The 20312-nt window shown below is 67.1% G+C and carries 19 protein-coding genes; 5 read left to right on the forward strand and 14 right to left on the reverse strand.

Features of this window, described 5'->3' with window-relative positions; genetic code table 11:
* Positions 1-10: 10 nt before the first annotated feature.
* The 5 genes from NQ038_RS05020 to dxr form a co-directional block, all read right to left on the reverse strand.
* The gene (locus NQ038_RS05020) at positions 11-1012 is read right to left on the reverse strand and encodes a cytochrome b/b6 domain-containing protein (RefSeq protein WP_257057634.1); all 1002 of its coding nucleotides are present in this window, start codon (positions 1010-1012) and stop codon (positions 11-13) included.
* 134 nt (positions 1013-1146) lie between these two features.
* Positions 1147-2073 carry a DUF4081 domain-containing GNAT family N-acetyltransferase gene (locus tag NQ038_RS05025; protein ID WP_257047439.1) on the reverse strand — a complete coding sequence of 309 codons (927 nt, stop codon included), beginning with the start codon at positions 2071-2073 and terminating at the stop codon, positions 1147-1149.
* Complete coding sequence (gene ispG, locus NQ038_RS05030; protein ID WP_257047438.1) at positions 2070-3221, reverse strand: flavodoxin-dependent (E)-4-hydroxy-3-methylbut-2-enyl-diphosphate synthase; 1152 nt, start codon at positions 3219-3221, stop codon at positions 2070-2072. Before ispG ends, NQ038_RS05025 begins: the two co-directional genes overlap by 4 nt.
* A 42-nt stretch (positions 3222-3263) precedes the next feature.
* Positions 3264-4739, reverse strand: a complete 1476-nt coding sequence (locus NQ038_RS05035) for an RIP metalloprotease (protein WP_257061939.1) — start codon at positions 4737-4739, stop codon at positions 3264-3266.
* On the reverse strand, positions 4736-5962 hold the full coding sequence (dxr, locus tag NQ038_RS05040; RefSeq protein WP_257047434.1) for a 1-deoxy-D-xylulose-5-phosphate reductoisomerase: 1227 nt from the start codon (positions 5960-5962) through the stop codon (positions 4736-4738). Before dxr ends, NQ038_RS05035 begins: the two co-directional genes overlap by 4 nt.
* A 166-nt stretch (positions 5963-6128) precedes the next feature.
* On the opposite strand from dxr, the gene NQ038_RS05045 reads away from it, so the two are divergent.
* Both NQ038_RS05045 and ald read left to right on the forward strand, forming a co-directional pair.
* On the forward strand, positions 6129-7337 hold the full coding sequence (locus NQ038_RS05045) for an acyl-CoA dehydrogenase family protein (protein ID WP_257057638.1): 1209 nt from the start codon (positions 6129-6131) through the stop codon (positions 7335-7337).
* Positions 7338-7510: 173 nt separating this feature from the next.
* Positions 7511-8626, forward strand: coding sequence for an alanine dehydrogenase (gene ald / locus NQ038_RS05050; RefSeq protein ID WP_257047431.1), 1116 nt, complete (start codon positions 7511-7513; stop codon positions 8624-8626).
* Between the two features lie 19 nt (positions 8627-8645).
* On the opposite strand, the gene NQ038_RS05055 is transcribed toward ald, so the two are convergent.
* The 9 genes from NQ038_RS05055 to rpsB form a co-directional block, all read right to left on the reverse strand.
* Positions 8646-9281 carry a hypothetical protein gene (locus NQ038_RS05055; RefSeq protein WP_257047430.1) on the reverse strand — a complete coding sequence of 212 codons (636 nt, stop codon included), beginning with the start codon at positions 9279-9281 and terminating at the stop codon, positions 8646-8648.
* A 15-nt stretch (positions 9282-9296) separates the two neighbouring features.
* Complete coding sequence (locus tag NQ038_RS05060) at positions 9297-9854, reverse strand: DivIVA domain-containing protein (RefSeq protein ID WP_257047429.1); 558 nt, start codon at positions 9852-9854, stop codon at positions 9297-9299.
* A 118-nt stretch (positions 9855-9972) separates the two neighbouring features.
* Positions 9973-11334: a 23S rRNA (adenine(2503)-C(2))-methyltransferase RlmN gene (rlmN, locus tag NQ038_RS05065; RefSeq protein ID WP_257047428.1), complete on the reverse strand. Its 1362-nt coding sequence runs from the start codon at positions 11332-11334 to the stop codon at positions 9973-9975.
* A gap of 112 nt (positions 11335-11446) precedes the next feature.
* On the reverse strand, positions 11447-12817 hold the full coding sequence (locus tag NQ038_RS05070) for an FAD-binding oxidoreductase (RefSeq protein ID WP_257057640.1): 1371 nt from the start codon (positions 12815-12817) through the stop codon (positions 11447-11449).
* Positions 12818-12860: 43 nt separating this feature from the next.
* On the reverse strand, positions 12861-13781 hold the full coding sequence (locus tag NQ038_RS05075; RefSeq protein WP_257047425.1) for a phosphatidate cytidylyltransferase: 921 nt from the start codon (positions 13779-13781) through the stop codon (positions 12861-12863).
* A 3-nt stretch (positions 13782-13784) separates the two neighbouring features.
* Positions 13785-14342 carry a ribosome recycling factor gene (gene frr / locus NQ038_RS05080; protein ID WP_257047424.1) on the reverse strand — a complete coding sequence of 186 codons (558 nt, stop codon included), beginning with the start codon at positions 14340-14342 and terminating at the stop codon, positions 13785-13787.
* A gap of 151 nt (positions 14343-14493) precedes the next feature.
* Positions 14494-15246: a UMP kinase gene (gene pyrH / locus NQ038_RS05085; protein ID WP_257047423.1), complete on the reverse strand. Its 753-nt coding sequence runs from the start codon at positions 15244-15246 to the stop codon at positions 14494-14496.
* Positions 15247-15405: 159 nt separating this feature from the next.
* A complete protein-coding gene (tsf, locus tag NQ038_RS05090) occupies positions 15406-16233 on the reverse strand; it encodes a translation elongation factor Ts (protein WP_257047422.1) in 828 nt (275 codons plus the stop codon).
* Positions 16234-16247: 14 nt separating this feature from the next.
* On the reverse strand, positions 16248-17105 hold the full coding sequence (gene rpsB / locus NQ038_RS05095; protein WP_257057642.1) for a 30S ribosomal protein S2: 858 nt from the start codon (positions 17103-17105) through the stop codon (positions 16248-16250).
* A gap of 496 nt (positions 17106-17601) precedes the next feature.
* Between rpsB and NQ038_RS05100 the strand changes: the two genes are divergently transcribed.
* From NQ038_RS05100 to NQ038_RS05110, 3 genes are all read left to right on the forward strand, one after another.
* Entirely contained in the window at positions 17602-18582 is a 981-nt protein-coding gene (locus tag NQ038_RS05100; RefSeq protein WP_257057644.1) for a D-alanyl-D-alanine carboxypeptidase family protein, read from the forward strand.
* 203 nt (positions 18583-18785) lie between these two features.
* Positions 18786-19949 (forward strand): inorganic phosphate transporter, encoded by a 1164-nt coding sequence (locus tag NQ038_RS05105; protein WP_257047418.1) that lies wholly within the window; start codon positions 18786-18788, stop codon positions 19947-19949.
* Complete coding sequence (locus NQ038_RS05110) at positions 19946-20185, forward strand: hypothetical protein (RefSeq protein WP_257047417.1); 240 nt, start codon at positions 19946-19948, stop codon at positions 20183-20185. Before NQ038_RS05105 ends, NQ038_RS05110 begins: the two co-directional genes overlap by 4 nt.
* Positions 20186-20312 lie beyond the last annotated feature (127 nt).

A 20312-nucleotide genomic window follows, 5' to 3' on the forward strand; every position in this document is an offset into this window, starting at 1 on the left:
GAGGGGCGGATCAGCGGGAGGACTTGCCGAACATATTGGCGATCGGCGTGAGGAACATGGGCCGCAGCAGGAACCAGCTGGCCACCAGCACCACGATCGAGATCGCGAACATGAGGAATCCGAACCAGGTCGCCGTGACATCCGGGGAACCGCCGTACATGTGCGTGACATTGCCCATCAGGCTGGCGAACCAGCCGTGGCCCTCGCGCAGTCCGGCGACCAGGGCGCCGACGAACACCAGGAAGACGTGGATGCAGATGAAGGCGACGAAGTAGATCATCGTCGGGAAGTGCAGCGCACGGGCGTATTCGACCTTGAAGACCTTGTTGATCGCCCATTCGTTCTTCCACGCATTCGACATCCGAAGGCCGGTGATGAGCGAGACCGGAGCGGCGATGAAGACCGTGACGAAGTAGGCCAGGACCTGCAGGGCGTTGTAGTTCGTCCAGCCCATTTCGGTCGGCCAGTTCATCGAGGCGTACTGCAGGGCGGTGGAGATCGCATTGGGGAAGATGTCCCAACTGGCGGGCACGATGCGGCGCCACTGGCCGGTGGCGAAGAGCATGATGAAGAACACCAGGCCGTTGAGGAACCACAGGAAGTCCATGGTGAAGTGGGTCCACAGGTTCAGGGTGATCTTCTTCGGGGCGCCCTTGGTCTTGATCAGGCCCTTGTTGTTGCGTGTCCAGTGCCCCTTGGGGTTGGGGTTGTTGCGCACGTCGAGCCCGGTCCTGATGATCGTGAGCATGAAGAACATGTTCAGGAAGTGTTGCCAGGACAACCAGGCGGGGATCCCATCGGCACCGCGGCGGACCTCATTGGCAGCGGACTGACCGGGGAACTTCTCGATGAAGGCCTGCACCCCGTCGAAGGTTCGCAGCCAGATCGCCAGACCGACCAGGATCGCAAGGACGACGATGCCGCCCAGAGCGTAGAGTCCCGGTTTGATGAAGGGCTGGAAGTCGAAGCCCTTGGACTTCTTCTTTTTCTTCTTCTGCGTCGACGCTGCCATGAAGCCTTCCTTGGCACTAGTGGGGAGAATCCTGATCACACCATAGCCGCCAAATTGAACGAGCGTTAAGTAGGTGATGCTAAGTAGGCGCCCGAGTGCTCCGGACACACCCGTCAAGCATAACCGGGCCCGCATCACACGGCGAACCGTTCCGCTCCGGCGCCTCCTCGGTACATGACGGTCGCAAAGGTCCCGACCTGCCGGTAGCCGGCGTGGGCATAGGACTTCAGGGCCGGGATGTTATAGGAATTCGCGTACAGGGAGACCACCGGTGCGACCCGGCGCAGCACGTCCTGGGTCAGCGCCGCCATCGCCCCGGCAGCCACCCCGTGTCCACGCGCGGCAGGAGCCACCCACACCCCCTGGACCTGCACAGAGTCCGGCGAGCGCAGTCCCAGGTCGGCCTTGAACAGGATTCGCTGGCCGCCGCTGCCATCCGGTTCGGTGATGACGTAGGTGGAGCCGGCCGCCAGCAGGCCGGCCACCCGGTCGCGGTAGCCACTCGCCCCGCCCTCCAGGGGGCTGAAGCCCAGTTCCTCCTCGAACATGGCGACCGAGGCGGGGAAGACCAGGGGCAGATCGGCCGGGCGGGCCAAGCGCAGGCGGGCGTCCGCTGCGACATCGGGGGCTGCGATCGCGGCCAACAGCGGTTGGTCCGGGCGCACCCCGCGGGGCTCGCCCCAGCCGGTGCGGCCGGCCAGGTCGAGGACCGCACCGGCCGCGCCGATGATCGACACCGCGGCCCTGCGCCGGGCCGCCAGCACCGGGGCGATGGCGGCATTCGACTCCGGGGTCGCACGGACCGGCACGATGGTACCGCCGAGCCAGTACGCCGAGCACAGCCGGCCTGCGCGGAAGTATCCGTAGAGGGTGCCCGTCATCGCCTGCGTCAGATTGCGCCCGTGAACGGCCAGCAGCTGCGACAGGTAGCAGTGTTCGGCAGGAGCGGCCGCCACCGCCTCGCGCAACCAGCCCAGGTGGATGGGTTCCAGCCGACGGATATAGCCGTCGGGGTCCCCGCCGCCTGCTGGTTGCCCGGTCCGCACAGAATGGAAGCTCACTGTGCGACGACGACTTCCGGGTGCCCCGCCGGGGCACCGGACTCATCGGCGATGCGCATCGCCTCTTCGATGAGGGTTTCGACGATCTGGGATTCCGGCACCGTTTTGACGACCTGGCCCTTGACGAAGATCTGTCCCTTGCCGTTGCCACTGGCCACGCCCAGGTCCGCCTCGCGCGCTTCGCCGGGGCCGTTGACCACGCAGCCCATCACGGCCACGCGCAGCGGCACCTCCATGCCCTCGAGTCCCGCTGTGACCTTCTCGGCCAGGCTGTAGACGTCGACCTGGGCCCTCCCGCAGGACGGGCAGGAGACGATTTCGAGCTTGCGCGGGCGCAGATTGAGCGATTGCAGAATCTGTTCGGCGACCTTGACCTCTTCGACCGGGGGCGCGGACAGGGACACCCGGATGGTGTCGCCGATGCCGCGGCTCAGCAGCGCTCCGAAGGCGGTGGCCGATTTGATGGTGCCCTGGAAGGCGGGGCCCGCCTCGGTCACGCCCAGGTGCAGTGGCCAGTCCCCGCGTTCGGCCAGCATCTCGTAGGCGGCCACCATGACGACGGGGTCGTGGTGTTTCACGGAGATCTTGAAGTCGTGGAAGTCGTGCTCTTCGAACAACGAGGCCTCCCAGACGGCGGACTCCACCAGTGCCTCAGGGGTGGCCTTGCCGTACTTGGCCAGCAGCCGTTTGTCCAGGGATCCGGCGTTGACTCCGATCCGCAGGGATACGCCGTGGTCCTTGGCCGCCTGTGCGATCTCGCGGACCTGGTCGTCGAATTTGCGGATGTTGCCCGGGTTGACGCGGACCCCGGCACAGCCGGCTTCGATCGCCTTGAAGACGTATTTGGGCTGGAAGTGGATGTCGGCGATGACGGGGAGCTTGGACTTCGCGGCAATCGCGGTCAGCGCCTCGGCGTCGTCGGCGGTCGGGCAGGCCACGCGCACGATGTCGCAGCCGGCTGCCGTCAGCTGCGCGATCTGCTGCAGGGTGGCGTTGATGTCGGTGGTGGGTGTGGTGGTCATGGACTGGATGCTCACGGGGTAGTCCGATCCCACTCCCACGGCTCCCACGTGGATCTGCCGGGTGGGGCGCCGCGGGCGCAGCACCGGGGGCGGTGCCGCCGGCATTCCCAGATCGATCGAGGTCACTTCTGTTCCCTTCTAAGCTGTCTCGGTGAAAGTCTATGCCGCCTAGAGTCCCAGGCGGATCGGTTTGAAGATGTCGACGTAGACCAGCAGCACGGTCATGCACAGCATGAGGCCCGTGACCGCATAGGTCAGCGGCAGCAGTTTGGCTGTGTCGAACGGGCCGATCACACCCCGTCCGCGGCGCAGGTTGATCCGCCGCCGCGCCCCCTCATAGAGGGCCACGGCGATGTGCCCGCCGTCCAGGGGCAGCAGCGGCACCATGTTGAAGGCGAACAGGAACAGGTTGAGCCCGCCCAGCAGGTTCAGTCCCGTGAGGAATTTATCCGTGACGTCCAGGCGGTCCGAGGACACGATCTCGCCGGTCACCCGCCCCACGCCCACCATTCCCACGGGGCTGTTCTCATCGCGTTCGGCGTCGCCGAAGGCCACCTGGCCCACCGCCACCAGCCGCTGCGGCAGGTGGATGAGCGCGTCAAAGGTCTGGCCGATCAGCTGTCCCATCTGCCCGGGGAACTCGCCGACGGGGATGCCGCTGCGGTCCATGGTCGGCGAGATCCCCAGGAACCCCTCTTCGCGGGTCTCCGGCTTACCGTCCGCACCGGTCACCGGATGGCCGGATTCATCGGTGACGGCCTGTTCGCTGCGGATCACGGGGACGTCCAGGGTCTGCCTGGCGCCGTCGCGTTCGATCACAATGGGCACCGTGGTGCCGGCCGCCGCGCGGACCTGGGAGCCCAGGGCGGCCCAGTCCGAGGTGGCATGGCCGGCGATCGAGACGATCCGATCGCCCGGACGCAGGCCGACCTGCCAGGCCGGTGTCAGGGGGTCCGCTTTCGTGCAGGCCGCCTCGGCCCTGCCCTGCTTCGCCGCTTCGGCCTGCCGCTCCTGTGCCTGCGAGGCGGGCACCGCGCATTCAACGATGGTCTGCACCGTAGTCGTCGGCTGCAGGTTGGCGCCGATGCACACCAGCACGATGAACATGATGATGATTCCCAGGACCAGGTTGACGGCGGGTCCGGCGAACATCACGGCCAGGCGCTTGGGCACCGACAGGGCGTAGAAGGTCCGGTGTTCCTCCCCCGGCACTATGTCCTGGTTCGAATAGGCCCGGGCCTCGGCCATCGTCGTCTCGAAGGGTCGGCGCCGCCGCTGCCTCCCGCCGGGCTCCCCCTGCGCGGATGGGCCCTGCGTGGCTGCGACACCCGCCGGCTGTTCCACCAGAGCGTGCGGGGCGACAGGCGCCAGGGCGTCCTCGCCGATCCGCGTATTCGTCCGATCCTTCGGCGGGTACATACCGGGCATCGCGATGAAGCCGCCCAGCGGCAGCAGTTTGACGCCGTACTCGGTTTCCCCGCGCCGGAATTTGAACAGGGTCGGGCCGAAGCCGATCATATAGTGGCTGACCTTGACTCCGAAGCGCTTGGCGAAGGTCAGGTGCCCCAGTTCGTGCAGCCCGATCGACAGGCCGACGCCCACCAGCAGGAGCAGGACGCCGAGAATGTAGAGCAGTGCCGTCATGCGCGCTCCACCCCCGGCTCGGGCTCACGGGCCACCGGTTCACGGGCTGCGATCCACCTGCCGATCGTGGCACGGGCCCAGGCGTCCGCGGCGCCGATCGCGGCCCTGGTGAAATCCGCCGCCGGAGTGTGGGCCTGCAGGGCGTATGCCAGACCCGTGGGGATATCGGTGAAGCGGATCCGGCCGGCGTGGAAGGCCGCGACGAGTTCCTCATTGGCCGCGTTGAGCGCAGCGGGATAGGTGGTGCCGCGCCGCCCGGCCTCGACCACCAGGTCCAGAGCGGGGAACGCCCGCCGGTCGACGGGTGCGAAGTCCCAGGTCACAGGCCTGTTCCAGGCGTTTCCGGCCGCTACCCGGGGCAGGCGGGCGCCGCGGGCCAGGGCATAGGCGATCGGCAGGCGCATATCCGGTGGGGAGAGCTGGGCGATCGTCGCGCCATCACGGAATTCGACCATCGAGTGGATCTGCGACTGGGGGTGGACGACGACCTCGATGTCCTCGAAGGGCACGCCGAAGAGCAGATGCGCCTCGATCACCTCGAGGCCCTTGTTGACCAGGGTCGCGGAGTTCGTCGTGATGACGGTGCCCATCTGCCAGGTCGGATGCGCCAGCGCCTGGCCCGGGGTGACCGTGGCCAGCTCGGCCGCGGACATGCCGCGAAACGGCCCGCCCGAGGCGGTGACGACCAGGCGGGCGACCTCGCCGTGGGTGCCGGCGCGCAGGGCCTGGGCGATCGCGGAGTGCTCCGAGTCGACGGCCAGCAGCCGGGCGCCGGTGGCCCTGGCGGCCTCGAGCACCAGGGTCCCTCCCATGATGAGTGATTCCTTGTTCGCCAGGGCCACGTCGGTTCCGTGGTCCAGGGCGGCGAAGGTGGCCGAGAGGCCGGCGGCCCCGGTGATCGCGTTGAGCACCAGATCGGCCGGAGTTCCCGCCAGCTCGGCCGCGGCCCGCGGGCCGAGCAGGATCCGGGTGACGGGGTCGGGCCGGCCGAGTTCGGCCCCGGCGCGGGCGAGTGCCTCGCGCACGGCTCCGAGGGCAAAGACGTGGGCCAGGGCCAGGGTTTCCACGCCGAACTCTACTGCGGCGTGCGCCGCAGCGGTCAGGTTCGAACCGGCCGCCAGGCCCGTCAGCCGGAAGTTTTCCGGGTGGGTGCGGACCACATCCTGGGCCTGTGTGCCAATGGAACCGGTGGCTCCTAGTAGGATCAGTGTTTGGGCAGTCACATTGACCGATCCTGCCAAACGATTCTGAAACAACGTCGTGAAGTCGGACCGGACTGCCCGGAAACGCGCAACCGGTTACTCTCCCCTCGGCAACCGCATGCCAGTCGGCAACCGCACGCCAGGGCGCGGGCAAGACCGCGACATCGCTTGAAGGAGCAGAACTCGCATGGCCAAGACCATCACCCCGGATCAGCTGCTGGGCATCGATTCGGTATTCGACAAGGACGATCTCGAGTGGGCCGGCATCGTCCGCAGCTGGCTCGACGACAACGTCCGTGAGAACATCGGCGACTACTACCTCGACGGCACCATTCCCGCCCGCGAGCTGGCGGAGGGCCTGGGCGATCTGGGCGTGCTGGGCATGCACCTCGAGGGTTACGGCTGCGGCGGCTCGACGGCCACGCAGTACGGCCTGGCCTGCCGCGAACTCGAAGCGGTCGACTCCGGCCTGCGCTCCCTGGTCAGCGTCCAGGGCTCCCTGGCGATGTTCGCCATCCACCACTGGGGCTCGGAGGACCAGAAGAACGAATGGCTGCCGAAGATGGCAGCCGGCAAGGCGATCGGCTGCTTCGGTCTGACGGAACCCGATGTCGGCTCCGACCCTGCGGGCATGAAGACGCACGCGAAGAAGGACGGCGACGACTGGATCCTCAACGGCGCCAAGATGTGGATCACGAACTCCCCCGTGGCCGACGTCGCCGTGGTCTGGGCGAAGACCGAGGAGCTGGACAAGAAGGGCCGGCCGATGGTCCGCGGCTTCGTGGTCCCCACCGACACCCCCGGGTTCTCCGCGCCGAAGATCCAGCGCAAGCTGTCCCTGCGCGCCTCGATCACCGGTGAGATCGTGCTGGACAATGTGCGCCTGCCCGCCGATGCGATGCTGCCCAAGGCCGAGGGCCTCAAGGGTCCCCTGTCGTGCCTGTCAGAGGCCCGCTTCGGCATCGTCTTCGGCGTCACCGGCGCTGCCCGCGACGCACTGGAGGCGGCGCTGGACTACACCGGCACGCGCATCCAGTTCGACCGTCCGCTGTCGTCCTTCCAGATCTCCCAGCAGAAGCTGGCCAAGGCCTTCGGCCAGTACTCGCAGATCACGTTGCTGGCCGCCCACCTGGGCCGAATCAAGGATTCAGCGGCCGGAGTCACTCCGGAGCAGATCTCCCTGGGCAAGATGGTCAACGCCGATACCGCGATGAACATCTGCCGCGATCTGCGCGCGCTGTTCGGCGGTTCGGGCATCACCAGTGAGTACCCGGTGCTGCGCCATGCGATCAACCTGGAGACGGTGCTGACCTATGAGGGCACCCACGAGGTCCACCAGCTGACGATCGGCCGCGCGCTCACGGGCATCAACGCCTTCGCGAACTACCAGGGCTGACCCGGATTCGCCGAGCCGGTGAAAATGTGCGCTGTTCCTCCGGGGGCAGCGCACATTTTCAATGGCCCGGCGCCGGGTTGCTTTAAAGGTCTGGCGGATATACCTTTTAGTCGAGAGCGCGGCGCCCGTCCGCGTTCACTCCTGTCAACGACGACAAACGGAGGACACAGGGAATGAGAATCGCCGTCCCGACCGAAATCAAGAACAACGAGAACCGTGTGGCACTGACCGATGAGGGTGCCCATGAACTGATCCACGCCGGCCACGAGGTCTTCGTCCAGTCGGGCGCGGGCCTGGGCTCGCTCATCACCGACGAAGCCTATCGCGCGGCGGGCGCCACCGTGCTCGAGACCGCGGAGCAGACCTGGGCCGCCGGAGAGCTGCTGCTCAAAGTCAAGGAGCCGGTGGCCGAGGAGTACCGGTACCTGCGGGCCGATCAGACGGTCTTCGCCTATCTGCACCTGGCCGCCGATCGGCCGCTGACCGATGCCCTGGTCGCCTCGGGTACCACGGCCATCGCCTATGAGACAGTGCAGCTGAACGACCGCAGCCTGCCCCTGCTGGCGCCGATGAGCGAGATCGCCGGCCGCTTGGCCGCCCAGGTGGGCGCCGAACAGCTGCTGACGGTCAACGGCGGGCGCGGGGTGCTGCTGTCAGGGGTGCCGGGGGTGACACGCGCCGAGGTCGTGGTGATCGGCGCGGGCGTCGCAGGTTTCAACGCCGCGCGGATCGCCGCGGGACTGGGTGCCAATGTGCAGGTCTTCGACATCGACATCCCGCGGCTGCGCCATATAGACGAACTCATGGGACACGCCGTGCAGACCAGGGTGTCGGGGAAGATGGCACTTGCCAGGGCGGTCGCCGAGGCGGACCTGGTGATCGGCTCCGTGCTGATCCCCGGTGCCCGCGCCCCCAAACTGGTCACCGACGAGATGGTCGCGGGGATGAAGGCCGGCAGCGTGCTCATCGACATTGCGATCGACCAGGGCGGGTGCTTCGAGAACTCACGGCCCACCACGTACCAGGACCCCACCTTCAGAGTCCACGGTTCGACGTACTACTGCGTGGCGAACATGCCGGGCGCCGTGCCCTCGACGGCCACCCGTGCCCTGTGCAATGCCACCCTGCCCTTTACGCTGCGGCTGGCCAACGCCGGTGTCGAGCAGGCGCTGCGCGCCGATCCGGCTCTGTCCAGGGGCCTGAACACCATGGCGGGAGCCCTGACGAATGCAGGGGTGGCCGCGGCCCACGGGCTGGCGGCGGTCGAACCCGCCGCCGCGCTGGGCTAGCCAATGCCGGCGGAGCGGGTCACATGCGCTGGCGTGCGGTGATCCGCCCGCCGTCCGCCGTTTCCTCAACGACCAGATCGGCCGGCAGTTCCAAAGCGGGGGCCGGTTCGATCCGGCCATCGCGCACCAGCACCTCGAGGACGGCCGCGAAGTCTGGCGCGCTGATGCGCACGCCCTCGACGTGACTGGGCAGTTTCCGCATCGAACGCCGCTGCAGTTCACTCAGCCCCGCGCCGGTCGCGGTCTGCGACGGCTCGGCGGCCTCGACCCGGATCGGGGCGGCGGGATCGGCGGTGAGCAGCCCGCCCAGGCGCAATACGGCCAGGCGCACCAGTTCGCGGGCCAGAGCCGGGACCTCGGCGGTGATGTGTACCCGCGCATCGGGAGTGTCGTCCTGGACGCCGTCCGCCGAAACCCCTACGCCCAGCAGGCGCAGCACCCCTGCGATCTTCGCGACCCGGTCCAGGCCCTGTTCGAAGCTGAGCACCACGGTGTCGCCGGCCGCATTGTCGGCGCGCAGGAAGTCGTCGTCGGCCCGGCCCATGACGATCGGATAGTCCAACAGGTCGAATGTCGGATTGAGCAGCCCGGGATGGTCCTCGGATAACACGCCGGGACGGACGAACCAGTGCGGTTCACGGGTGAAGGGCGACATCGTGTTCGGGACCTCTCAGTCGACGCTGGCCATGACCTCGACGACGCGGTCGATGAACGCGTCGACCTGGTCCTCGTTGTACGCCTTGTGCCCACGGCGGGTCTTGAACAGCACCCTGCGGACCTCGTCGACGCTCATCGGGACACCGTCGGAGAGGTAGGCCCGGATCTTGTCGCACAGCGCGTCGACCTCGGTCAGGTCGTAGCCGATCCGGCCCGGTTCAGCCTGATCGAAGCGCTCCCCATAAGGCCGCTGCAGGCGTCCCCGCAGGCTGCCGGCAGCGCGCGTGAGCTCATTGACCCAGGCATTCTGCCCGGCGCCCGCGATCAGCTGTTCCTGGGCGCGCTTGGCGAAGGCGTCCTCCAAACGGTCCAGAGCGGCGTCGACCACGCCCACGTGGTAGCCCTTGCGGACAAGGTCGAATCCGACGGTGCGCACGGCGCGAGCGTCCAGATCGCCTGGCAGCGTCGTGGAGCGTTCGAAGGATTCACGCGCCCGCTTGAAGAAGCTGTCGACCTGTGCAGGATCGTAGCCGCTCTTCCAGCCCGTCATGCGCGGGAAGTTCGTTTCCATTCCGCCCTTTCCTCCGCCCGGGGTAGTGCCGGGAACCACACCCGGGAGATCCCGGGAAGACACATCTTCTGTAGATCTTAGCGGGTGTGGCGCTCCCGTGATTCCCAGGAAGCCGAACTCATTCCGCGGCGGCCAGCTGTCCGCACGCCCCGTCGATGTCCTTGCCCCTGGTGTCGCGGATCGTCGTCGGCACACCATTGGCCACCAGGCGGTCGACGAATTCCTGCGCCACGGCCGGGTCGCTGGCCGTCCACACCGAACCGGGGGTCGGGTTGAGCGGGATCGGATTGACGTGCACCCAGCCGCGGCCGCGCGCATTGAGCTTCTTGGCCAGCAGTTCGGCACGCCACGCGTGATCGTTCATGTCCTTGATCAGCGCGTACTCGATGCTCACGCGCCGTCCCGTGGTCTTGTAGTAGTTGTAGGCAGCGTCGATCGCCTCGTCGGCCTTCCAACGCGTATTGACCGGGATCATCTCGTCGCGCAGTTCGTCGTCCGGCGCGTGCAGGCTCAGCGCGAAGGTCACCGGAATGTCCTCGGCGGCCAGCTTGTTGATCGCCGGGACCAGGCCCACCGTCGACACCGTGATCCGGCGCGCGCTCATGCCCAGGCCGTTCGGCTGCGGATCGGTGAACCGGCGTACCGCGTTCATCACGCGCTTGTAGTTGGCCAGCGGCTCGCCCATGCCCATGAAGACGATGTTCGTCACGCGTTCGGGACCGGAGTGCGCAGGGGCCTGCCCCGTGCCATGGGCCGCGGCCGAGGCGTAACCCGCCTTGGCCACGCCCGTCGAGTGGCTGCCGGGCCGACCGGCGCGGTCGGTCTCGTCCTCATCGGACTCGCCCCCGACCTCGGCGGCTGCATGGCCCAGGAAGTCCAGGTCCTCCGGCGCGTCCTGCGCGAGTTCGCCCGCGGCGATGACCTGATTGGCCCGCACCACCTGTTCGACGATCTCGGCGGTGGACATATTGCGGGTCAGGCCCTGCTGGCCGGTGGCACAGAAGGGACAGTTCATCCCGCAGCCGCACTGGCTGGACACGCACAGAGTGATGCGGTTGCGATAGCGCATCAGCACCGATTCGACCAGGGCGCCGTCGAACAACCGCCACAGGAACTTGATGGTGTCCCCGTTCGCGGTCTTCAGCCGCCGCACCTCGTTCAGCAGCGGCGGGAAGAAGCGCTGCGCCAACTCATCCCGCTTGCCCTGCGGCAGATCCGTCATCGCCTGGGGATCCGTCGTATTGTGCACGAAATAGTGCGTGGAGAGCTGCTTGGCCCGGAAACCGGGCAGGCCCATCTCCTTGACCGCCGCGATGCGTTCGTCCATCGTCATATCGGCCAGGTGCTGCGGGGGCTGCTTGACCCTGGGGGACTTGAAGTTCAGCAGCGGCCGCCCGCCGCGGGTGGGTGTGCGCGAGGTGGTCCCGTCCTCGTGTTCGACGACGGGACGGACCTGCCTGCGTGGTTTGAAATCAGCCATAACCTGTCAATTCAACCACGCCGGACCCACGCTTAGGACAGGCTGCGTGAGCAATCGCACCACAACCCGCCCGCGCCACATCCGCTCGCGTGGCATTCGGGCGGACAGTGCCTCAGGAGAACACCTTGCCCGGGTTCATGATGTTGTGCGGGTCCAGTGCCCGCTTCACCGCCCTGTGCATCGCAATCACCTCGGCGCTGAGCTCGCGGGACAGTCCGCCCATCTTCAGCAGGCCGATCCCGTGTTCACCGGAGACCGTGCCCCCGGCGTCCAGCGCCGCCTGCAGGATCTCCTCGAAGGCCTGCTGCGCGCGCACCCGTGCCGCATCGTCGCCGGCGGGCACGACCAACAGCGGGTGCAGATTTCCATCACCGGCGTGTGCGATCTGCGCCAGTTGCACCTGGTTGCGCTCGCCGATCTCCTGGATCCGGGCCAACACCTCGGGCACCTTGGACCGGGCGACCACGACGTCCTCCGTGAGCACCGGGCCCAGCCGTTCCAGAGCCGGATAGGCCAGGCGGCGGGCGGCGAAGAAGGCATCGGCCTCATCCTTGTCCTCGCTGATGGCGGCCATCGTGGCGCCGGCCGATTCGAATGCGGCGACGATCTTCTCCGCCTCGGCGCGGCCGGCCTCTCCCGGGAGGTCGCTCGATGCCAGCAGCACGACCTCGGCGTCGGCCGACAGCCCCATGTTCTTCCAGTCGTCCACCGCCTTCAAGCAGTACTTGTCGACCAGCTCCAGCGCCGCGGGGATGACTCCCGCGGCGGTCACATTGGCCACGCCCTGGCCGGCGTCGACCAGGCTGTCGAAGTAGCCGATGATCGCACGGGTCTCCGTGGGCAGCGGTACCAGACGGACCTTGATCTCGACGATCACGCCCAGGGTGCCCTCGGAGCCGGTGTAGAGGCCGCGGAAATCGTAGCCGGCGACGTCCTTCGCGGTGCGCTTGCCCACCCGGACGAGTTCGCCCAGGCCGTTGACCAGTTCGAGTTCGAGCACGTATTCGCTCGTCACCCCGTACTTCACGCAGCACAGCCCGCCGGCATTGGTCGAGACGTTTCCGCCGATCGAGGACCACGGCGCGCTGGCGGGATCCGGCGGGTACCACAGACCGTCATCGGCCACACGCGCCCGCAGATTGTCGTTGACCACCCCCGGCTGCACGGTGGCCGTGCGCTCCACCGGATCCACGTCCAGGATCGTCTGCATCCGGTCGAAGGAGATGACCAGGCAACCGGCGATCGCATTGGCGCCACCGGACAGACCGGTCCCGGAACCGCGTGGGACGATCGGCACGGAGTGCTCGATGCACCAATTCACGGCCGCCACGACCTGCTGCTTGTCGTGTGGGCGCAGCACCGCCAGCGCGGTCTCATAGGGGGCCCATTCCGCATCGTCGTGCAAGAACCGGTCCATCACATCGGGATCCGTGATGAGGCACTGGGGCCCCACCAGGTCCGCCAGGGTTGAGATATCAGGCATGCCACATTCCTATCATGTGTGGGCTAGGCGGCAGTGCCGGGTTTCAGCCGTTGAGGAACCCGGGCAGGAAGCTGAACAGCGCCAGGGCCACCGGTGCCGTCGGGAGGATCGAATCGAGCCGGTCCATCACCCCGCCGTGCCCGGGCAGCAGCGTGCCCATGTCCTTGAGGCCCAGATCGCGTTTGATCATCGATTCGGAGAAGTCGCCCAGGGTCGCGAAGGCGGGCACCACCAGGCCCAGCACCAGGCCGGTCCACCAGGGCGCCTGCACCAGGAGGACGGCCAGGCAGATGCCCACTCCCACCGCGAACACGGTGGAGCCCAGGTAGCCCTCCCAGGACTTCTTCGGCGAGATCGACGGAGCGATCGGGTGGCGCCCCATCAGGACGCCGAAGACGTATCCGCCGGTATCGGAGGACACGCACAGTGCCAGGAAGGTCGCCACCATCGCATTGCCGTGGTCCTGTGCGAGCAGGTAGACGACGAATGAGGCCATCAGGCCCACATAGGTCAGCGCGAACAGGTTGAGGCAGAAGTCCTTGACCGGGTTGGCGCAGTTGCGGACCAGGATGATCCACATGATGAGCCCCGAGCCGACGGTGAATACCGCCCACAGTGCCTCCCGTCCGCCGAAGTAGGCGGCGAGCACCATGAGCACGCCCACGCCGATGGTGGGCCAGCGCAGCACCTGGGAACCCGACTTGCTCAACGCGTCGGAGAGCTCCCAGAGGCTAGCGCCCACCCCGATGACGACGACGATGAGGAACAGCGGCGGCCAGATGACCAGGCTGAGGATGACGATCCCGCCGAGCACCACGCCCACGCCGATCGCCGCGGGCAGATTGCGCCCGGCCTTGCCGTAGTCCTTCGCCTCGGGGGGTTCGACGAGGGGATGTTCCGCGGTTCTGGTGTCCTCCGGGTCGAATCCCGGGGGCACCTGCGCCGCCGCTCCGTCTTGGGACACCGCTCAGACCTCGAGCAGTTCCTTTTCCTTTGCGGCCAACAGCTTGTCGACCGCCTCGACCTTCTGCTTGGTCAGGTCCTCGAGCTCGGAGACGGCGCGGTGCAGGTCGTCTTCACCGAACTCGCCGTCCTTCTGGGCCTTCTCCAGGGTTTCCTTGGCCTTGCGGCGAACGTTGCGGATGGCGACCTTGCCGTCTTCGGCATCGCCCTTGACGATCTTGACGTATTCCTTGCGGCGCTCCTCGGTGAGCTCCGGCAGGACGATGCGGATGATGTTTCCGTCGTTGGCGGGGTTGGCGCCCAGATCCGAGTTGCGCAGGGCGGTTTCGATATTGCCCAGCGCGGTGCGGTCGAAGGGGGTGATGAGAATGGTCCTGGCCTCAGGCACCTGGAAGGACGCCAGCTGCTGCAGCGGCGTGGGTGCGCCGTAGTAGTCCACGGGAAGTTCGGCGAACAGGCTGGGATTCGCCCGGCCGGTGCGAACGTTCGCGAAAGCGTCCTTCGTCGCGTCGATCGAGCTGTCCATCTTCGAGCCGGCTTCGGCCAGCGTTTCCTTGATCATGGAGGTTCTCTCTTCGTAGGGTTCTTCTCCCGGCCGGGCTGGGGCCCACGGGCGTTTGAAACCAGTGTAGTCGGTGCGCTCGTGCGCTTCAGGCGCGGCGTGGAGCACCCACCGGGCCGAGCGGCTCCGGTGGGTGCTGTGGGGGCAGGTGTCAGGCGGCGGTGACCGAGGTGCCGATCTGGGCACCGGCGATCGCGGCCTGCAGGTTGTCCGTGCCCTCCATGCCGAACACGCGCATCGGCAGGCGGTTGTCCATGCACAGGCTGAAGGCAGTCGAGTCGACGACCTTGAGACCGCGGGCCAGGGCATCCTGATAGGTGATGTGATCGATCTTGACCGCCGAGGCGTCCTTCTTCGGGTCCGCCGTGTACACGCCGTCCACACCGTTCTTGGCGATCAGCACCTCATCGGCGCGAATCTCCAGCGCGCGCTGGGCTGCGACGGTGTCGGTGGAGAAGTACGGCAGGCCGGCGCCGGCACCGAAGATGACGACGCGGTCCTTCTCCATGTGGCGGATGGCACGGCGCGGGATATAGGTCTCTGCGACCTGGGTCATCGGAATGGCCGACTGCACGCGGGTGTCGACGCCGGCCTGCTCCAGGAAATCCTGCAGGGCCAGGCAGTTCATCACGGTGCCCAGCATTCCCATGTAGTCGGCCCTGGTCCGGTCCATTCCGCGCTGCTGCAGTTCGGCACCGCGGAAGAAGTTGCCGCCACCGACCACGATGCTGATCTCCACTGCGGGCGAGGCCGCGGCGATCTGCCTGGCCACACCGGAGACGACGTCCGGATCGACGCCGACGTTTCCTCCGCCGAACACCTCACCGGAGAGCTTGAGCAGGACGCGCCGCTTGGAGGTGCGCAGCGGATCGTTGGCGTGAGCGGACACGGGCGTTTCGGACATAGGTTCCCTTTCGAACGGTGCAACCACGATTTTGACCATCGTACAGTTTAGCGCGCACGCCAGGCGGGCGCACAAAGGCCGAGGCCGCACCCCGGTGACATCACAGTGTCACTCGGGTGCGGCCTCGGCCTGCGCATCCTCCCGGTGGGAGGATGCGGATCAGTTGCCCACGCGGAAGCGCAGGAAACCGGTGGCCTTCAGGCCGGCGTCGGACAGGATCTTGCCGACGGAGACCTTCGGGTCCTTGGCGAAGCCCTGGTCCAGCAGAGCGTTCTCCTTGTAGAAGCCGTTGAGGCGGCCTTCGACGATCTTCGGCAGGGCGGCCTCGGGCTTGCCCTCGTTCTTCGTCAGTTCGGTCAGCACCTGGCGCTCGTGCTCGACGATCTCCGCGGGGATGTCCTCGCGGGAGAAGTACTTCGGCGTCAGAGCGGCGATGTGGACTGCCACATCGTGGGCCACGGCCTGGTCGTCGCCCTCGTAGGCCAGCAGCACGCCGACCTGCGGGGGCAGGTCCTTGTTGGTGCGGTGCAGGTAGGACTCGACGTGCTGGCCCTCGATGCGGGCCACGCGCTTGAGTTCGACCTTCTCGCCCAGCGAGGCGCCGCCTTCGGTGATGATCTGGGAGACGGGCTTGCCGTCGACCTCGACCGCCAGGAAGGATTCCGCGTCCGCGGCGTTGTTGGCAACGGCCAGGTCCAGGATCTGGTTTGCCAGTTCGATGAACTTATCGGACTTGGCGACGAAGTCGGTCTCCGAGTTGAACTCGATGATCGTGCCGACGCCGTTTTCGACGTGGGTGGCGATCAGGCCGTCGGAGGTCGAACGACCTTCGCGCTTGGTCGCGCCCTTGATGCCCTTGAGGCGCAGGGCCTCGGCCGCAGCGGCCTGGTCGCCATCGGCGGCGTCGAGGGCCTTCTTGACGTCGAGCATGCCGGCGCCGGTCTTCTCACGCAGCGCCTTGATGTCGGCTGCCGTGTAGTTAGCCATGGATTCTCCTCTTCTTACTTCTCAGCAGCGGCGTCTTCGGCCGGAGCCTCAGCAGCAGCCTCGGCGGCGGGAGCCTCCGTGGCGGGGGCTGCAGCGGCGGCATCCTTGCCCTCGAGGACCTCGCGCTCCCATTCGGGCAGCGGCTCGACGGCGGAGACGTTCTTCTCACCCTCATCGGCGGAGTGGCGCTTGATCAGACCCTCGGCGACGGCGTCGGCGACCACGCGGGTCAGCAGCTGCACGGAGCGGATCGAGTCGTCGTTGCCGGCGATCGGGTAGTCGACCTGGTCGGGGTCGCAGTTGGTGTCGAGGATCGCGATGACCGGGATGCCCAGCTTGCGGGCTTCGTCGACGGCCAGGTGTTCGCGGTTGGTGTCGACGATCCACAGCGCGGACGGGGTGCGCTGCATATCGCGGATGCCGCCCAGGGTGCGCTCGAGCTTGTCCTTCTCGCGGCGCAGGATGAGCAGTTCCTTCTTGGTGTGGCCGGAACCGGCGACATCGTCGAAGTCGATCTCTTCGAGTTCCTTCAGGCGACGCAGACGACCGGAGATCGTCTGGAAGTTCGTCAGCATGCCGCCGAGCCAGCGGTGGTTGACGTAGGGCTGGCCGACGCGCTTGGCCTGCTCTTCGATGGCTTCCTGCGCCTGCTTCTTGGTGCCGACGAACAGGATCGAGCCGCCGTGGGCGACGGTTTCGCGCACGAATTCGAAAGCGCGATCGATGTGGGTCAGCGTCTGCTGCAGATCCACGATGTAGATGCCGTTGCGCTCCGTGAAGATGAAGCGCTTCATCTTCGGGTTCCAACGACGGGTCTGGTGACCAAAGTGCACGCCGCTTTCCAGCAGCTGGCGAGTGGTGACGACGGCCATGCCGCACACCCCTTTCCTGGGCGCCCCAACCAGGGGCGCACTGTTGAGTCATGCTGCCGCGCACGGGCACGATGTGCCCGAAGGACCGCATGACGGATTCCGGTTGATTCCTGGTATCCGTCCGGATGCCGGCGACTCCCTGCCCGGCGCCTGGTTGTGACCATGCGCGCTTCGGGCTGTGGATTCGCACCGTCGGCATACTCGGATGCATCGGATACGCGAAGTCGAAAGGCGTCATAAGACACTTTCCGCTGTGGCGATTCTATCCCGGCCGGTCAACGAGCGACAAGCCGAATACCGCACCGACACCAGTGATTCAGGGCACATGGGTGAATGTGCACCGCGGGTCACCGCCCTGTGGACCGCGTGCCCACCGTGTGTTCATCGGACTGTGGACACGGTGCCGGCATCCACAGCTCCGCCTAGGGCTCTTCCCACAGTGCCCCGGACCGGCTGTGCTGGAGGCATCGAGAGCCGATGGACTCCAGGAGGAACGATGTCCACTCCCCCGCCCCGCGACACCTTGCTCATCGCCGTGTGCGCTGCCCTGATGACCGTCATGGCCAGCTTGGTGGCGCTGCCGGCCCGGGCCCAGGAGACGCCCAACTGGCTCAGCCCGGTGGCCGGTTTCACGATCAGCAGGGCCTTCGACAAACCCGCCCAGAACTGGAATTCCGGCCACCGGGGGATCGATGTGGCCGCCGGGTTCGGAGAGCCGGTGCGGGCCCCGGCCGATGCCACCGTGACCTTCGCAGGGTCGATCGCCGGCCAGGGATCGCTGACCCTGGACACCGGCGACTACACCGTCTCCTTCACCGGCGTCGCTCCCCGGGTGAAGAAGGACGCGACGGTGGCAATCGGAGATGCCATCGCCGAGGTCTCAGCACCCGGACACTGCGAGACCGGCTGCGTGCACATCGGAGTGTGGCGCAGTGGTGCGGCCAAGGACTATCTGAACCCTGCGGATTTCTTCGGCGCGGACTATTCCGTCCTCCTGGCCATGGCACAGGCACCCGATGAACTCCCCGCTCTGCCGGCCGGCGGGTCGGACTCCCGCTCGGGTGCGGGAGCCTGGGGCGGGCACTCGAATGGGCGCATCCCCGAAGTGGCGCTGTGCCCCATTGCGACCGCGCCCGGACACCGGCAGCGCTGCGATGCGGCCAGAGCATTCGACCTGCTCAGCGGAGCCTTCAAACAGCGCTTCGGCCACCACATCTCGGTCACCGACTCCTATCGCGACTATGCGACCCAGGTCAGCGTCAAGGCGCGCAAGGGGCGGATGGCCGCGACCCCCGGCCGCTCGAATCACGGCTGGGGCCTGGCAGTGGACCTGGGCAGCGGGATCAGTTCCTTCGGCAGCCCCCAGCACGAGTGGATGCGGCAGAACGCTCCCCGCTACGGCTGGATCCACCCCGCCTGGGCGCGCACCTCGGGAACACTTCCCGAACCGTGGCACTGGGAGTTCCGCGCCGGCTGAGTCGGTCCGAGCACCCGCGAATGCGTAATGCACATCACCGCATGGGACCTGCTTCACTGCGCGGCATGCACGGACGGTGACACCAAGGTGAACATCAGGTGAATTCGCCCGGGAGGGCCCGAATCGGCTTGGCACCAGGTGCCCGCAGGGCGTGAAAATGGACGAAGAACACCGTCAAGTCCGCCGAGTAGTTAAGGCCCCCTGTGTCCCTTACATTCACGCTCTTCATCGTCGTGGTCGTCGTGGTCGTGGCACTCGCCTTCGACTTCACGAACGGCTTCCACGATTCCGCGAACGCCATGGCGACTTCCGTCGCCACGGGCGCGTTCACCCCCAGGACCGCGGTGCTGGTGGCGGCCGTCCTCAACGTCATCGGCGCGTGCATGTCCACCGAGGTCGCCAAGACGATCTCCGGCGGACTGTTCGATGAGAATCTCGTGACGCCACAGTTGGTTCTGGCAGGGCTGGCCGGCGCCATCATCTGGAATCTCATCACCTGGTTGTTCGGGCTGCCGTCCTCTTCCTCCCACGCACTGTTCGGCGGTCTGATCGGCGCGGTCCTTTTCACCGCCGGAACCCAGGGCATCCACGCCGGGGTCGTCGTCTCGAAGATCCTGCTGCCGGCGCTCATCGCCCCCGTGGTCGCCGCCGTCGCCTCGGCGATCGCCACAAAGCTGACCTACAAGATCTCCAACCCCGACGACAAGTACTCACAGCGGCTCTTCCGCAACGGCCAGCGGGTCTCCGCCTCGCTCGTCGCCCTGGCACACGGAACCTCGGACGGACAGAAGACGATGGGCGTCATCACCCTGGTGCTCATCGCCGCTGGGTTCCAGACCGGCGGGACCGGACCCCAGTGGTGGGTCATCATCTCCGCCGGGCTGGCGATCGGCCTTGGCACCTTCTCCGGAGGCTGGCGCATCATGCGCACCATGGGCAAGGGCCTGACCGATATCCAGACCCCGCAGGGCTTCGCAGCCGAAACCTCCTCGACCGTGGCGATCCTGGCCTCGAGCCACCTGGGCTTCGCCCTGTCCACCACCCATGTGTGCACAGGATCCGTCGTGGGCTCCGGCCTGGGCCGCGGCACCGCGGTCCGCTGGGGCACCTTCGGGAAGATGGCCCTGGCCTGGCTGATCACCCTGCCGGCCGCCGGCCTGGTGGGCGGCGTGACGGCGCTGATCGCCAATACGGGCGGTTACGCCGGACCACTGATCGTCCTGGCCCTCTTGGCAGCGGGCTCCCTGGCCATCGTCATCCACGCATCGAAGACGAAGATCGATGCGAAGAACGTCAACGAAGCGCGGGACGTGGTCGTCATGGCCGGTCCCACGACCACACCGAAGACTCAGGAGGTTGCGGCATGAGCATCGATTGGATGTCCCTGGCCGTGGTCTGCGGCATCACGGTGGGCGCCACCGCCGTGATCGCCATCATCGTGGCCACCAGCGCCAAACTACTGGACCGTTCACATGTCCACGAGGTCAATTCCGGACCGTCCGCTCAGGCCAGCGCCGAACGAATCGGCGGCATGGTCCTCCTTGCCGTCGTCGGCCTCATGCTGTTGTTCGGACTGTGGCTGATCGTGCCCTACTTCCACTGATTTCTCCCCGAAATGCCTACTGCGGGCCATGAGCGATGAGCTCATGGCCCGCAGTGCGTATATCGGCAGTGCTTCGGGCCCACTGTGTTGGCCGGCGCTGCCGCAGACCCGCGGTGCGTCTCGACGG

The sequence above is a fragment of the Brevibacterium sp. 50QC2O2 genome (genome assembly GCF_024580675.1).
Lineage (GTDB): Bacteria > Actinomycetota > Actinomycetes > Actinomycetales > Brevibacteriaceae > Brevibacterium > Brevibacterium moorei.